Genomic DNA, 15,378 nt, shown 5'->3' with positions numbered 1-15,378 from the left:
GGCCTCAAACCGGTGTCTTGTTTACGCTACTTTAGTGCGCACTTCCTTCGGTATCAATTTCAGACCCTTCTTGAACATGCTGTAGGGGGTCTGACCCTCCATCATCCTGCCCTGATGTGGCCGCTGGGTGTTGTAGTGTTCCAGGTAGCTATCCAGGTCTGTCTGCATCTGTTCTACCGACTCATACCAGGTCGTTCTCCCCTTGATACGGAAGTGTTCATCCAGCAGTGTGCGATGCAGTCGCTCGATAAAACCGTTGCTCTGCGGCCTGCGTACCTTGGTTGTCCGGTGTTCAATTCTCTCCAGTTGCAGAAACAGCTCGTAGGGATGATGGTCTGGGCGCCCACAGAACTCGCGCCCGTTATCTGACAGGATGGTATAGACCCGAGCCTCATGGGCTTCGAAGAACGGCAGTACCGTTTCATTGAGCACATGAACCGAGGTCACCGGCAGCTTGCTGGTGTAGAGCCGTCCCCAGGCATGGCGACTGTAGCAGTCCAGCACGGTTTGCAGATACACCTTGCCAACCCCCTTGAGCGCGCCGACGAAGAAGGTGTCAACCGCCACCAGTTCTCCGGTGTAGTGGACCTCAATCTGGCGTTCGCGAAACTCGGGGCTGAAGCGTTCTAACAGGCGGATCTGCTCGTCATTGAGCTCAATGGTCTGCTCCCGGTGGGTTTTCTCGAGGCGCAACAAGCGGTCGTGTTTGGAGAGCAAGTCGTGACGTTGCCACACGCCACGCACACCACCCGCACTGACATTGATGCCTTGCAGAGCCAGTTCTTGGGCGACCCGCAGCGGGCCATGAGTTGGTCTGGTGAGGGAGTAATCGAGGATGGCCTGTTCAATCTCAGGAGCGACCCGATTGGGATGAGCCCCTTTACACCCGGGCAATTTGTCGAGCAATCCCTCGGCGCCATAGGTCTGGTAGTTACGGCGAATTTCGTAGAACTGCTGACGGCTGTAGCCGATGAGCTTGCAGGCTTTGCTGACATTATTGAGCTCTTTGGCGAGCTCTAGCAGGCTGAGTTTGCGACGTGCTACTTTCTCGTTGGTGGTCATACGGTGACTCCGGATAACACGGTAGGGGTACCGTTTTGTTATCCGGTTTGAAGCCGTATGACCACTCCCTTTTGTGGGCAACTGTCAGGTGAATACCATCTCCATACACACAGATCATCGCCATCCTCAAGCAGGCCGAGTCTGGTTCACCCGTCCCTGAGCTCTGCCGTGAGCATGGCATCAGCTCCGCCACCTTCTACAAGTGGCGCTCCAAATTCGGTGGCATGGATGCCTCTCTCATGGCGCGCCTCAAAGAGCTGGAAGAGGAAAATCGTCGCCTTAAGAAGATGTATGCCGAGGAGCGCCTAAAGGCTGAGATCATCTCCGAGGCGATGGCAAAAAAGTGGTGACGCCATCTGCCCGCAGGGAGATGGCGACCAAGGCTGTGGCTCATTACGCCATTTCTATCCGTCTGGCTTGCCAGGTGTTCAAGGTGAGCGAGGGTTGCTACCGTTATCAGCCCGTGCTGGCTGATGAAAACCAGGAGATTGCCGACTGGCTACTGCGCCTCACCGCCAACCAGCGCAACTGGGGTTTCGGACTGTGCTTCCTGTACCTGCGTAACGTCAAAGGCTTTGGCTGGAACCACAAGCGGGTCTACCGGATCTATCGGGCGCTAGAGCTCAATCTGCGGATAAAACCCAAGAAGCGGCTAGTACGCGCCAAGCCGGAGCCGTTGGCAGTCCCTGACCAACCGAATCACTGTTGGTCGATGGACTTTATGCATGACCAGCTCAGCGATGGTCGTTCGGTGCGGTTGTTTAATGTGATCGATGACTTCAATAGCGAAGCACTGTGCATCGAGGTGGATTTTTCCTTGCCTGCCTCGCGAGTCAAACGGGTGCTGGAGCAGGTCATCGAGTGGCGGGGCAAACCAGCCGCAATCCGCTGTGATAATGGTCCGGAATACATCAGCGAAGAGCTCAAGCAATGGGCGCAGCAGAAGAGGATTGCGCTGAGGTATATCCAGCCAGGCAACCCGCAGCAGAATGCCTACATAGAGCGATTTAACCGCACTGTGCGTTACGACTGGTTGGGCCATTACCTGTTTGAGTCACTGAATGAGTTACAGGAATTTGCCACGAACTGGCTGTGGGTTTATAACCATGAGCGGCCCAATATGGCGCTGGGCGGCTACACGCCGAAACAGCGCTTGGCACAGGCCGCATGACCTCTACTTTTGAGTGCACCAAAAAATGGGGGGATTACCATTGCAACTATGCAGCACTTCGTCGTAACATAAAAAATCGTACAACTGCCGAGTTGAATCCGTGCCCTTTTTCAGGAAGTTTCTTAGAGTGCTGCTTGCGCTAGCCGTAGTCATGAACGTGACTGCGGGAGGGCTGCTTGTGCCTCATAACGAGACTCACGCTGAACTTCATGAAAAAGGAGTGGCACAGGTTGGCTCTACGCAAGACAAGTCTGAGTATCACTGCGTCCAAAATGTAGCCAACACTTCAACCAATCATTGCGGTACTGGTGGTTATGCATTGACGAATTCATCGATGTCTTCATTTTATGCCCACGTGGGCGTAGACGTCGTGTTGTTCGTGGATCAGCCATGGTCCACACTGAACTTTCCTCCCCCCCTACGCCCTCCTATGCGCCGAGCCTGATTCTGGCGCAGTCAATTTAAGCTCCAAATAGAACATCGAAATATGCATTTAAGCCTCATGTTTCGAGATGTCTATCAATTTACAGAGCCTGTATTGTTATCCTGATTGCGCTGGAATGAATTTTATTCATTTACAGACAAGGATAGATTTATGACTACTTTCAACGTAATGAAAGTCGGGTTGGCGTTGGCTTATTTCTTTTTGGCCAGTGCAAATGCGGCTTCTTTGCAGCAGGTGTTGGATCATGCATGGTCTGCACAACAAAACAAATGGCGTTCAGAAGCTGATAGCCATCGTGCCGAAATTGAACTCAGCCAGTCCTGGACGCCTGAGCCCCCTAAATTCGGGGTTTCACATACAAGCGATCAATTGAATGACAACAACGGGCGCCGTGAATGGGAGGTTGGTGTTGATATTCCTCTTTGGCTTCCAGGGCAGCGGGACAATTCCATCAATGCCGCCGTTGTGGAACAGCGTGCATTCTTGGGGCGACAGGCATTCGAAAAATGGAAGCTTGCCGGCGAGCTGAGAGATGCGTGGTGGGCGGCTCGTCTGAGCGAAGCGGAGGTTGCCAGTACAACCAAGAAACTAAAGCTTCTTGAGCGATTAACGGCCGACACAGCCAAACAGCTCAAAGCAGGCGAAGTCGCGCCACTGGAGATGAATCAAGCAAAGCTTGCTGAACTGGATGCTCGTAGAGAGTTGGCTTCGGCTCGTTCCGCTTATGAGCAAGCTCTCCAAACATTTCAGCTAATCAGTCAAGGTGCCGAACTGCCAGAGCAAGCCGAAGAATTGCGACAGAACAACGCTGAGCACCCCGCTTTGGTCAATGCATCTCAGGAAGCAGGGGCGATGAATGCTCAAGTAAAAAAAACAAGCAATTCAATTTTTGGTACGCCAGAACTGGGGCTCTCTTATACCTCTGAACGTGATGCCTTTGATGAGTCCTACAGCGGAACTATTAAAGTAGGTATGAATATTCCTTTTGGAACGGGAGCCCAGAATCGCGCTCAAATTGCAGCAACCAACACATTGCTTAGTGAAGCTCTTATTAATAAAGAACAGACAAGCAAAGCGGTGATGATGCAGCAGCGTATGGCGGCCACTGAACTACAACAGGCTCGAAATAACGCCGACAATGCCGCAATTCAAATGGAACTCGCCAAAGAGAAATCCGTATGGGTTCAGAAGGGATACCAAAAAGGCCAGTTTGATCTTGCTATGTATCTGAAAACACTACAGGAAGAGTGGCAATCTCAATCTTGGCTGACACGTTCAAGACTTGAAGTCGCTCGTGCCATTTCACGCAGCAATCAGGCCGCTGGAGTTTATTAATGAAAAATAGAATCGCATATACCTCTTGGCTGCTGATCGCTATATCAACCCAAGTCTATGCTCACGGCGATGAGGACCACGGCCCTAAAACAGCGGCTCCCGCTGTACAAAGCCAACCCTTTGCTGAAACTCATTCTCCTGACTTTGAACTGGTTTTGTCATTGGCTGGTACCCAAGCCACTCTTTATCTAGATCGGTATACAGACAACCAGCCCATTGATGGTGCTCAAATCGAGATGGACTATGCAGGTCAATCACTCACATTCCAGCAGGTCCTCCCTGGTGAATATACAGCATCAGCTAGCGCCTTGGCCCAGCAAGGTCAGCACTCTGTAAGCTTTACCATTATTGCAGGCGACATGTCTGACTTACTGGAAACGACCTTACTCGTACCCTCAGCTCCTGCCGACCATGACAGTTTTGTTAAAAGCAAAAAATGGTATGGAGTGGCAATTGGTGCCGCTACTTTCTTGCTCGTTGGTGGTGTTTATTTATTCCGTCGTCGTTCCTCCGGAGCTAAAGCATGAAAACGACCAAATTACTCTCCCTTCTTTTATGTATGGTCGTCACTCCACTATGGGCACATGGTGGTGAAGATCATGGTGACGTGCCCCAGGTTGCTGTGTCGGCGGACAAGCCGCAGCGTTTACCTGACGGACGGGTGCTACTACCTAAATCTTCGCAACATCGACTTTCCATTCAGACCACGGTTGCAGAGGAAGCATTTTATCCCAGAGCTTCGGAGCTCAGTGGGCATGTGGTGATTGATCCCAATAAAGGAGGTTGGGTGCAGTCAAGTGGTGCCGGGAAAATCCAAGCACCGACCTCTGGATTCCCTCAATTAGGATCCGTTGTTCACAAGGGCCAAATCCTTGCAATTGTGTCCCCGGCAACCAACTCCTTCGAGCTGGCTCAGCAACAAATGGAGTTATCAGATGCAAATAGTGAGCTCCGCTTGGCTGAGAAAACGTCGGCTCGTTTAGCTGATTTGACGGGCAGTGTGCCTCATAAGGATATTGAGGCCGCAGCGATTCAACTCAAAGCAGCCAGAGCAAAAGTGGTTGCTTTGAATGCAGGCACTGCAGGAGAGATTTTGCGTGCTCCCGTGAATGGTGTCGTTGCCACCAGTAATGTGGTGAACGGGCAGATGGTTGATGCGGGAACCTTGCTCTTCGAAATTGTCGCCGATGACGGTATGCAAATCGAAGCACTTTCCTACGATGCCTCAATTGTAAATGACATTGACAGCGCGACCTTGAATGGCAAGCCATTACGTTATCTCGGTGGCGCACTCTCTTTGCGCGATGGGGCCTTGCCAATGCGTTTCAAGCCTGAAGTAACCATGTCGCTCGCACTGGGTCAGTCGGTCAAAATTGTGGCACAACACAAGGAACAAACGAAAGGAATGAAAGTACCAGCTAGAAGCGTTGTCAAAAATGCATCCAATGAATCGGCCGTCTGGTTGCATGAGAGCGCACTACTGTTTCGCGCTATTCCTGTGCAGGTCTCCCCTCTTGATGGGGAATCCGTACTTGTCCTTGGCATCCCAGCCAAGGCTCGTGTCGTGACTCAGGGTGCGACCCTGATCAATCAAATCCGCTAAAGAGGTGAAGCATGTTTAGCTGGATTGTGAATCACAGCCTAAAAAACCGGCTGTTTGTTAGCGCAATAGCGCTGATCTTGATGGTCTGGGGAGGGCTAGTTGCTAGCCGTATGCCTGTCGATGTTTTCCCCGACCTTAACAAACCGACAATCACCATCATGACCGAAGCCGGGGGAATGGCGCCAGAAGAGGTAGAGCAACTGGTTAGCTTTCCTCTGGAAACGTCGCTCAATGGAATGCCGGGTGTGACACGGATCCGCTCCGTTTCCGGAGTTGGATTATCAATTATTTATGCCGAATTTGACTGGGGGTCAGACATCTATCGGAACCGGCAGTTGGTTGCTGAACGCTTAGTTGAAGTCAAGGAAAGCTTACCACCGAGCGTAAACCCAGTGATGGGTCCGATTTCGTCAGTTATGGGCGAAATCATGCTAATTGCTTTTCCGGCTGACCCCGACAAGGCTAGCCCAATGGCTGTCAGGGAATATGTAGATTTCGTGTTGCGTCCACGTTTGCTCTCAATTCCTGGGGTTGCACAAGTCATTCCTATTGGAGGTGAAGTCCGACAGTTCAGGGTTGAACCTAATACTACGTTAATGGCACAACTGGGCGTCAGTTACAGCGATGTTGAGGGTGCACTTCAAGGGTTTTCGAGTAATACCAGCGGTGGCTATCTAGAAGCGAACGCACGAGAATATCTGATCCGCAACATGGGACGCACTACACGACTGGAAGATATGCAAAATCTGGCCGTGAAAGATGCTAATGGCCAGCCTATTTTGCTCAAGCAAGTCGCTGAGGTTAAGTTCGCCCCGGCCTTTAAGCGAGGCGATGCGGGCTTTGGCAGCAAACCTGCTGTGATCGTCAGCGTACAGAAACAACCAAATGCTGATTCAGTGAAACTCAGTACAGAAATTGAGCTAGCCTTGGAGAGCTTGACCAAAAGTTTGCCTGCTGGGATCAGTACCCCGCAAATTTCGTTCCGCCAAGCTGATTTTATCGATGCCTCCATCGATAACGTCAAAGAAGCGTTGCGAGATGGGGCCATCATGGTTGCGGTGATATTGTTTCTTTTCCTGATGAACATGCGAACAACATTCATCTCACTTACTGCTATCCCTCTATCTCTAGCTGTTACATTCCTCATCTTCAACTCGCTTGGTTTGTCTGTGAATGTGATGACGCTCGGGGGCTTGGCAATTGCCATCGGTGAGTTGGTTGATGATGCATTGGTCGATGTCGAGAACGTTCTCAGACGGCTCAAAGAGAACAAACCGGTTGGTATAAAAAATACTATCCGAGTGATCGCAACTGCTTGCAATGAAGTGCGATCAGGCGTGGTAGTGGCGACGCTAGTGGTGGTATTGGTATTCGTGCCACTCTTTGCATTGCCAGGTATTGAAGGGCGGCTCTTTGCTCCGTTGGGGGTTGCCTATATCACGTCAATTCTGGCAAGTCTTGCAGTCGCTCTCACCGTCACACCAGTGATGTGTTATTTCCTGCTGCCACGGATGAAGCAGATTGAGCATGGCGATTCAACACTGGTACGCTGGTTAAAGCATTGGGATAAACGCATTCTCCAGGCATCTTTCAACCATGCACGGATTGCTCTGGTGGGAGCCGCTATTTTGCTGGTTGCTAGTTTGGCAACGGTACCTCTCCTTCCTAGAGCGTTTTTGCCAGCGTTCAATGAAGGCACATTGACCATCAGCTTACTGCTAAATCCAGGAACTTCACTGACGGAAGCCAATCGGGTAGGAAGCTTGGCTGAGAGCCTGATAGCTCAGGTTCCGGAAGTAAAAAGTGTCGGCCGCCGTACTGGCCGCGCAGAATTGGATGAACATGCTGAAGGGGTGCATTCTAGTGAAATCGATGTTGATTTAAATCCATCGGACCGCAGCCGTGAAGAAGTGATGGCTGATATTCGTAATCGGCTTGCACCTCTTCCTGCGACAACGACGGTTGGCCAACCTATTTCGCACCGCTTGGATCATTTATTGTCAGGGGTCAGGGCACAGATCGCACTCAAGGTTTATGGGGATGATCTGGATACACTGCGTGGTCAAGCGGCTCTTTTGAAAGATCAATTATCCGAGATCCCTGGTTTAACAGATCTGCAGGTGGAAAAGCAGGTATTGATTCCTCAGTTGAAAATCCGTCTGGATTACGACCGAGCAGCCAGTTTAGGGGTTGCACCTGGAACCTTATTGAATATACTCGAAACTTTCACTGAAGGAGATACGATCACTCAAATTATTGATAGCAACAAACGTTTCAACTTGGTGATCCGTCTACCCGATAGCGCACGGACGCAGCAAGGATTGAGCAATGTATTGATCAATACCCCTCATGGTAGCGTTCCACTAAGTCAGATCGCTACCATTGAAGAGAGTGATGGGCCAAATCAAATTGGCCGTGAAAATAGTCGTCGCCGGATCGTCGTCTCTGCTAACACTGATGGTTCAGACATGGCCAATATTGTGGCTCAGATCCGCACTGTGATTGCAGCCAACAAACTGCCTGATGGTTATTTTATTAGCTTAGAGGGACAATTCCAGGCTCAGGAGGCAGCTAGTAAACTGATTGCTGGGTTATCTTTAATATCGTTAGCATTGATCTTTATGGTTCTTTACAGCCGATATAAGTCCGTCACGCTGGCTACGATGATCATGGGTAACATTCCTATGGCCTTAATTGGAAGCATAATTGCCATGTGGCTGGCTGATATTACTCTTTCAGTAGCATCGCTTGTTGGTTTTATCACTCTGACAGGTATCGCTACTCGAAATGGCATACTGAAGGTCAGCCATTACATCAATTTGTGTAAATTTGAGGGCGAAACATTCAGCCAGTCGATGATCATTCGAGGTTCGCTGGAGCGGCTTACCCCCGTGCTCATGACGGCATTGACTGCCGCCCTTGCGCTCACGCCATTGTTATTTGCCGCAGATGCACCAGGCAAGGAAATTTTACACCCAGTAGCCGTAGTGATATTTGGAGGATTGGTCAGCTCAACACTGCTGGATTCATTATTAACGCCACTGATGTTCTGGCTGTTCGGAGAAAAGCCCCTCAAACGGCTTTTGGATGACTCAAGCCAAGATATGTTCTAAGCAACCCGTATGGGTATTTTTCATCAAAAGGAAAAAATCATGAAAAAAATTCTTGTAGCAACTCTGCTTTCTTTGGCTTCTGCAGCTGTGTTGGCAGATGGTGAAATGAAACCTATGCACAATGGCATGATGTCTGAAGCCACTTCGGGTACTCGGGCCGAATTTTCCACTGAGGGCAACATGGTTATGCTTTTTCTGACCAGCCATCATGGAGAAGCCATTGCTACAAAAGGTGCAACCGGTGAATTGACTTTACTTACCGGAAAGAACAAAAAAGTGCTGCAACTGCAACCATCTGGCGACAATTCATTCATGGCTAATGAACAGCTCAACCTGACCTCAGGAGCTAAAGCAATAGCGAAGGTGACACTACCAGGAAAATCTACGGAGCAATTTCGATTTGATCTGAAATAATACCTAAATGTAGAGAGGGTAGGTGTAGACAAGCGGATACGTGGCCATGTAATTAACGCCCGCTTGAAACTCACCTACCTTCATTTTTGTAAAATTGAATCAAATCCGCTATCGATATATCAATGTCAACAGTTTTTAATAAACCCTCTCGCTCAGCATATATTTTCTCTAGCATATCCTCAAACCCTTGACCGAGATGGATTTTCTTATGACAGTTACAACATAGAGAAATTATGTTTTCCTCCACATCAAGCGAAATCTCAAAATCATCTTGCTTCGACATCGGGATAATGTGGTGTGGTTCTGTATAATCTAAGGATGAGTTTAGCCTCTTGAATGTCGGATGATTATTGTCGACTTCACACCTGTAACCTGCTTTACTTAGTGCATTTCTGGAGACAACCGTACTTCTTGGATATGAACGACCATTTTTAATTTCAATCGGACTTTTTTTAGGTTTAGCTATTCCACTATATTCAAACACCTTGTTATTGCTAGATAACTCATCTTCTTCAATAGAATTTATCAACTCATCATCAGAGTAAACTATATTTTCTGTGCATTTATTTATGCCAAAATAATCTAATTCTTTGATTGCTTGAACTAGCTCTTCACGAATTGTCCATAAATTTCTCTTTGGTTTTTCATCACTTTCTTTACTTTTCATGACTGTAATAAATTTTGTTCCGGCCGCTATATTTCCGACACCTTTAACCTCGAACCTTCCGAGTTCTTTTTGAACTCGCCCACCTAGCCCATTAATAACGCCATTAGCGCTCATGCTGTGCAAATCGTACTTCTTGCCGATATCGAAACAAGTGCAAGAATGATTTGGTTCAATAAACCATTTTTTTAACGCAGCAATACTTTTTTCATCAAATACCTTGGGGTTATTCAATAACCCCTTCCATTCATCGACACTTATATCAATATCACAGATGTACTCTCCGTCAATGACCCTGCATATTTTTTCTATCATCACCAAGTCCTTTAAATAAATATTGGAAAAATTACAGCAAGCGTTTTAATCTTAACGTTTAATTGATGATTTACGGAAGATTTATTCCAATCTATCCAATTTCATAATAAATGGTATGTTTTGTAAGGCTATAAACATTAAGTGTCATTTTACATGCTAGGTAAGCACATGAATAGCTACTCCTAAAATAAAGAGATGTGCCATATAGGGTGAGACCACTCAATACATGTGAGACATCTCACCCTGTTACAATTTTCATGTCAATATCCGACTAACAGCATGGTTAACCAAAATTGTCAGAAATATGTAAAGAATATTATCTAGTTGATAATTAAATAAGTTTCAGGGTTGTCATGCATGTGGGGCTATCGGTAAAAATATTAACTGGGGCCGTTGCGCGTTTCCCTTTATAGCTAACTTCAATAGTACCTTTCATTTCTCGCGGCAACCAAACGCCAATAAAGCCATTCTGATAGCTTTGCATTGGTTGCTGCACTACAACAGCACCATCGCTATTGGTTATTTTCACATCAAACTGCGTATTTGGCATTTCGCCTGTACAACCAGATAAACTGTGGTTTTCACAGGGGTGAGTTTGGCTTTGCCAGGGGGAAAATGAAAGATAAAATTTGTCACCCAGTGGATACTCATAGGTTTTCTGATCAGCAGTAAGAATAAGACTCTTACTGGTTACCGATGCTTTGTAAGGCAGTGGGCGGGATTGTGGTGTTTGATCAATTGTATCCACCATCTGTTCTACACTTTTACCTTTCAACCCATTTTGCGCAAGAAAATCAGCCTGAGATGTATCTGCATGAGACCCCGAGCTAAAAAGTATACTTAATACTGGAATAATAAGAATTGGACGCATTATTATCACCTTATTGCGTTATTAATGGCGTTCATTTAGACCGTCTCTCAAGTAAGTGTCAATATCTTGAAAGCATCAAAATACCATTTCTTGTTCATATGTGATTCCTATCAATTATTTAACTGTTAATGATAGGGTGAAAAACGACCAGTTTTTTCCGGGAGGGGAGGAGGAGCATCTAATTCTGACTACCCCGGAGTGTGTGCAACTATCTGGTTTTTGGACCGGAATAGTTGAGGTGTTAATCATGGAAATCGAGCTCAAGATACGGCGTATGCATCAGCTCGACGGACTGTCCATCAGTGCCTTCCAATCTTGCCCGCAACACAGTTTGGAAGGGTAATCCCCCCGAAAAACTGAGGTGCTCATAAGTAGAATTTTCTCGTATCTTGAACGCAGGAGGTTCTACATGAAAACATCACACTTTAGCGATGCACAGATCATCGCCATCCTCAAGCAGGCCGAGTCTGGTTCACCCGTCCCTGAGCTCTGCCGTGAGCATGGCATCAGCTCCGCCACCTTCTACAAGTGGCGCTCCAAATTCGGTGGCATGGATGCCTCTCTCATGGCGCGCCTCAAAGAGCTGGAAGAGGAAAATCGTCGCCTTAAGAAGATGTATGCCGAGGAGCGCCTAAAGGCTGAGATCATCTCCGAGGCGATGGCAAAAAAGTGGTGACGCCATCTGCCCGCAGGGAGATGGCGACCAAGGCTGTGGCTCATTACGCCATTTCTATCCGTCTGGCTTGCCAGGTGTTCAAGGTGAGCGAGGGTTGCTACCGTTATCAGCCCGTGCTGGCTGATGAAAACCAGGAGATTGCCGACTGGCTACTGCGCCTCACCGCCAACCAGCGCAACTGGGGTTTCGGACTGTGCTTCCTGTACCTGCGTAACGTCAAAGGCTTTGGCTGGAACCACAAGCGGGTCTACCGGATCTATCGGGCGCTAGAGCTCAATCTGCGGATAAAACCCAAGAAGCGGCTAGTACGCGCCAAGCCGGAGCCGTTGGCAGTCCCTGACCAACCGAATCACTGTTGGTCGATGGACTTTATGCATGACCAGCTCAGCGATGGTCGTTCGGTGCGGTTGTTTAATGTGATCGATGACTTCAATCGCGAAGCACTGTGCATCGAGGTGGATTTTTCCTTGCCTGCCTCGCGAGTCAAACGGGTGCTGGAGCAGGTCATCGAGTGGCGGGGCAAACCAGCCGCAATCCGCTGTGATAATGGTCCGGAATACATCAGCGAAGAGCTCAAGCAATGGGCGCAGCAGAAGAGGATTGCGCTGAGGTATATCCAGCCAGGCAACCCGCAGCAGAATGCCTACATAGAGCGATTTAACCGCACTGTGCGTTACGACTGGTTGGGCCATTACCTCTTTGAGTCACTGAATGAGTTACAGGAATTTGCCACGAACTGGCTGTGGGTTTATAACCATGAGCGGCCTGTACAGATCTAGTTATCACCTGACACCGGCCTCAAACCGGTGTCTTGTTTACGCTACTTTAGTGCGCACTTCCTTCGGTATCAATTTCAGACCCTTCTTGAACATGCTGTAGGGGGTCTGACCCTCCATCATCCTGCCCTGATGTGGCCGCTGGGTGTTGTAGTGTTCCAGGTAGCTATCCAGGTCTGTCTGCATCTGTTCTACCGACTCATACCAGGTCGTTCTCCCCTTGATACGGAAGTGTTCATCCAGCAGTGTGCGATGCAGTCGCTCGATAAAACCGTTGCTCTGCGGCCTGCGTACCTTGGTTGTCCGGTGTTCAATTCCCTCCAGTTGCAGAAACAGCTCGTAGGGATGATGGTCTGGGCGCCCACAGAACTCGCGCCCGTTATCTGACAGGATGGTATAGACCCGCGCCTCATGGGCTTCGAAGAACGGCAATACCGTTTCATTGAGCACATGAACCGAGGTCACCGGCAGCTTGCTGGTGTAGAGCCGTCCCCAGGCGTGGCGGCTGTAGCAGTCCAGCACGGTTTGCAGATACACCTTGCCTACCCCCTTGAGTGCACCGACGAAGAAGGTGTCGACCGCCACCAGTTCCCCGGTGTAGTGAACCTCAATTTGGCGTTCGCGAAACTCGGGGCTGAAGCGCTCGAGCAGGCGGATCTGCTCGTCATTGAGCTCAATTGTCTGTTCCCTATGTGTTTTCTCGAGGCGCAACAAGCGGTCATGCTTGGAGAGCAAGTCGTGACGTTGCCACACGCCACGCACACCGCCCGCACTGACGTTGATGCCTTGCAGAGCCAGTTCTTGCGCGACCCGCAGCGGGCCATGGGTTGGTCTGGTGAGAGAGTAATCGAGGATGGTTTGCTCAATCTCGGGAGCGACCCGGTTGGGATGAGCGCCTTTACAGCCGGGGAGTTTGTCGAGCAAGCCCTCGGCGCCATAGGTCTGGTAGTTACGGCGAATCTCGTAGAACTGCTGACGGCTGTAGCCGATGAGCTTGCAGGCTTTGCTGACGTTATTGAGCTCTTTGGCGAGCTCTAGCAGGCTGAGTTTGCGACGTGCTACTTTCTCGTTGGTGGTCATACGGTGACTCCGGATAACACGGTAGGGGTACCGACTTGTTATCCGGTTTGAAGCCGTATGACCACTCCCTTTTGTGGGCAACTGTCAGGTGAATACCATCTCCATACAATATGACTTATTCGCACCTTCCCTTGCAGAGCCAGTTCTTGCGCGACCCGCAGCGGGCCGTGAGTAGGCCTGTTGAGGGAGTAATCGAGGATGGCCTGTTCAATCTCGGGCGCAACCCGATTGGGATGAGCCCCTTTACAGCCGGGCAGTTTATCAAGCAAGCCCTCGGCGCCATAGGTCTGGTAATTACGGCGAATTTCGTAGAACTGCTGACGGCTGTAGCCGATGAGCTTGCAGGCTTTGCTGACGTTATTGAGCTCTTTGGCGAGCTCTAGCAGGCTGAGTTTGCGACGTGCTACTTTTTCGTTGGTGGTCATACGGTGACTCCGGATAACACGGTAGGGGTACCGTTTTGTTATCCGGTTTGAAGCTGTATGACCACTCCCTTTTGTGGGCAACTGTCAGGTGAATACCATCTCCATACATATGTAACCAGTATTGGCATGAGTGTACAGGCTACATATAATGAGTCCATCGAAATGAGCGCCAAATGACCATGTCATGAACGGTAAGCTGGACAGTGCATACAGCCATCACGCCGCGTGTCGGATGCAGCAGCGCGGTATTGCTCCCGAGCTGGTGGAGCTGCTGCTGAGCATCGGGCGTTCTGCTTATCACCAGGGGCGCGAGCTGGTTTATCTCGACCGCAAAGGATTGACTATGCTGCAAGCCGGATGTGGATTGCCAGCGGAATGTTGCCAGCGGCTGCGCCGTCACTATCTGGTCCTGCAAGACGGTGAGGTTGTCACCGTCGGTCATAAAACCACCCACTTCAAACGGGATCGTCACTGAGGCGCTATGAACTCAAGACTGTTATCAGGTCAGGCGGCCATGCCCCTGATCAGGGGGATCTATTACCTGCTGTCAGCCGAGCGAGCTAGGGAGCTGACCTGTCTGCTTGCCAAAGGCGCGTGTCACGAAGAGGGTGAGACTTCACCACTGGCGGTGGTGACGGCATTGGCTATCCATGTCGAGCAACATCGGATGGATCGCACGTCACGGCCCATCTATTTGGGGCGTGAGCAACTGATGACCGGTGCAGCCGATTTGCTGGGGGAGGCTGCCCGCTTTGAAGATCAGGATGTATTTCGCCTGTTGGCGTTACTGCTAGACAAGTTACTGCGGGGAGAGGGGGCAGTCGTCAGCCAAGCTGGATGGACTCACGGTAAGCGTGATGGAACAGCGGGCGCTGGCGGCGCAAGTCACGCAATCAGCTGGGCCATGCCAGCTGGCTGGATGTAGTAGAGGCAGCCCTCTGGTGCTTCTGGCATGGTGACGATTTGGCAAGCGGCGAAGTGCTACTCGGTGTGCTGCTGGGCGGGATGAGCGAGTGCGGCTTGTTTATGGTCTGCTGGTGGGTGCTTTCTACATGGGGGAGCCTTTCCGGCTCGAGTGAGGTTGTTTGAATTTTTCAGCAAGTGATTTAAATATAACAGGAAAATGAACTTCTGCAGTTTATGTCCACGAACTTCTGCATGTGGTGTTTCAAATATGAAACAACTGGACAGGTCTGGCTTGGCTTTATTATGGCAAAAACGGATGAAATCCTGCCGGTTAAGTTGCTCAGTCGAAGAGTGTTACTATCTGTAGCAATGCCCCTCAAATTTCACCACGTCCCAATTGTGTACCACTCTCATCAGCGTTAGAGCCATAAACCTTTATAAATCAGGCCATTAAAAAAGACATATTGCAAAACGTGGAAGTAGAACGTGGGCCCGCTGGCCGGGTGCGCTGATGTGCTCATG

General features: G+C 49.6%; 13 protein-coding genes and 1 pseudogene. 9 read left to right on the top strand and 5 right to left on the bottom strand.

What is annotated here, in order from left to right; genetic code table 11:
* Positions 1-21: 21 nt before the first annotated feature.
* Positions 22-1,062 (bottom strand): IS481-like element ISAs19 family transposase, encoded by a 1,041-nt coding sequence (locus tag I6L36_RS03530; RefSeq protein ID WP_109113171.1) that lies wholly within the window; start codon positions 1,060-1,062, stop codon positions 22-24.
* A 92-nt stretch (positions 1,063-1,154) separates the two neighbouring features.
* On the opposite strand from I6L36_RS03530, the gene I6L36_RS03525 reads away from it, so the two are divergent.
* The 6 genes from I6L36_RS03525 (at position 1,155) to I6L36_RS03500 (ending at position 9,143) form a co-directional block, all read left to right on the top strand.
* A protein-coding gene (locus tag I6L36_RS03525; RefSeq protein WP_216987131.1) for an IS3-like element ISAs22 family transposase occupies positions 1,155-2,233 on the top strand; the annotation gives its coding sequence in 2 pieces (ribosomal slippage) (positions 1,155-1,395 and positions 1,395-2,233; 1,080 coding nt in all).
* 595 nt (positions 2,234-2,828) lie between these two features.
* Positions 2,829-4,013 (top strand): TolC family protein, encoded by a 1,185-nt coding sequence (locus I6L36_RS03520; RefSeq protein ID WP_161653399.1) that lies wholly within the window; start codon positions 2,829-2,831, stop codon positions 4,011-4,013.
* A complete protein-coding gene (locus I6L36_RS03515) occupies positions 4,013-4,540 on the top strand; it encodes a hypothetical protein (RefSeq protein WP_161653398.1) in 528 nt (175 codons plus the stop codon). Before I6L36_RS03520 ends, I6L36_RS03515 begins: the two co-directional genes overlap by 1 nt.
* Entirely contained in the window at positions 4,537-5,616 is a 1,080-nt protein-coding gene (locus I6L36_RS03510; protein ID WP_161653397.1) for an efflux RND transporter periplasmic adaptor subunit, read from the top strand. Before I6L36_RS03515 ends, I6L36_RS03510 begins: the two co-directional genes overlap by 4 nt.
* A gap of 11 nt (positions 5,617-5,627) precedes the next feature.
* Positions 5,628-8,729, top strand: coding sequence for an efflux RND transporter permease subunit (locus I6L36_RS03505; protein WP_161653396.1), 3,102 nt, complete (start codon positions 5,628-5,630; stop codon positions 8,727-8,729).
* A gap of 39 nt (positions 8,730-8,768) precedes the next feature.
* Positions 8,769-9,143 (top strand): hypothetical protein, encoded by a 375-nt coding sequence (locus I6L36_RS03500; RefSeq protein ID WP_161653395.1) that lies wholly within the window; start codon positions 8,769-8,771, stop codon positions 9,141-9,143.
* Between the two features lie 70 nt (positions 9,144-9,213).
* Here the strand turns inward: I6L36_RS03500 and I6L36_RS03495 are convergent, their stop codons facing one another.
* Complete coding sequence (locus I6L36_RS03495; protein ID WP_216986965.1) at positions 9,214-10,122, bottom strand: HNH endonuclease signature motif containing protein; 909 nt, start codon at positions 10,120-10,122, stop codon at positions 9,214-9,216.
* 331 nt (positions 10,123-10,453) lie between these two features.
* A complete protein-coding gene (cueP, locus tag I6L36_RS03490; RefSeq protein WP_161653393.1) occupies positions 10,454-10,993 on the bottom strand; it encodes a copper-binding periplasmic metallochaperone CueP in 540 nt (179 codons plus the stop codon).
* Positions 10,994-11,402: 409 nt separating this feature from the next.
* Here cueP and I6L36_RS03485 point away from each other — a divergent pair.
* Positions 11,403-12,448, top strand: a protein-coding gene (locus tag I6L36_RS03485; protein WP_216986964.1) for an IS3-like element ISAs22 family transposase whose coding sequence is annotated in 2 segments (ribosomal slippage) — positions 11,403-11,655 and positions 11,655-12,448 — 1,047 coding nt in all. Because the reading frame shifts where the segments join, the coding sequence is not laid out codon by codon here.
* A 36-nt stretch (positions 12,449-12,484) separates the two neighbouring features.
* Here I6L36_RS03485 and I6L36_RS03480 read toward each other — a convergent pair.
* Both I6L36_RS03480 and I6L36_RS03475 read right to left on the bottom strand, forming a co-directional pair.
* Complete coding sequence (locus I6L36_RS03480) at positions 12,485-13,525, bottom strand: IS481-like element ISAs19 family transposase (RefSeq protein ID WP_216986963.1); 1,041 nt, start codon at positions 13,523-13,525, stop codon at positions 12,485-12,487.
* Positions 13,526-13,653: 128 nt separating this feature from the next.
* Positions 13,654-13,950 (bottom strand): annotated as a pseudogene (locus I6L36_RS03475) (helix-turn-helix domain-containing protein); the annotation flags it as partial.
* Between the two features lie 184 nt (positions 13,951-14,134).
* On the opposite strand from I6L36_RS03475, the gene I6L36_RS03470 reads away from it, so the two are divergent.
* Together I6L36_RS03470 and I6L36_RS21870 are read left to right on the top strand one after the other, a co-directional pair.
* Positions 14,135-14,425 carry a DUF4258 domain-containing protein gene (locus tag I6L36_RS03470; RefSeq protein WP_109113170.1) on the top strand — a complete coding sequence of 97 codons (291 nt, stop codon included), beginning with the start codon at positions 14,135-14,137 and terminating at the stop codon, positions 14,423-14,425.
* A gap of 6 nt (positions 14,426-14,431) precedes the next feature.
* On the top strand, positions 14,432-14,875 hold the full coding sequence (locus tag I6L36_RS21870) for a hypothetical protein (protein ID WP_234887545.1): 444 nt from the start codon (positions 14,432-14,434) through the stop codon (positions 14,873-14,875).
* Positions 14,876-15,378: the final 503 nt, after the last annotated feature.

This window comes from Aeromonas sp. FDAARGOS 1406 (genome assembly GCF_019048565.1).
GTDB lineage: Bacteria > Pseudomonadota > Gammaproteobacteria > Enterobacterales > Aeromonadaceae > Aeromonas > Aeromonas caviae.
Note: the sequence above shows the minus strand (reverse complement) of the source record. Positions and strands in the feature narration are given on the sequence as shown.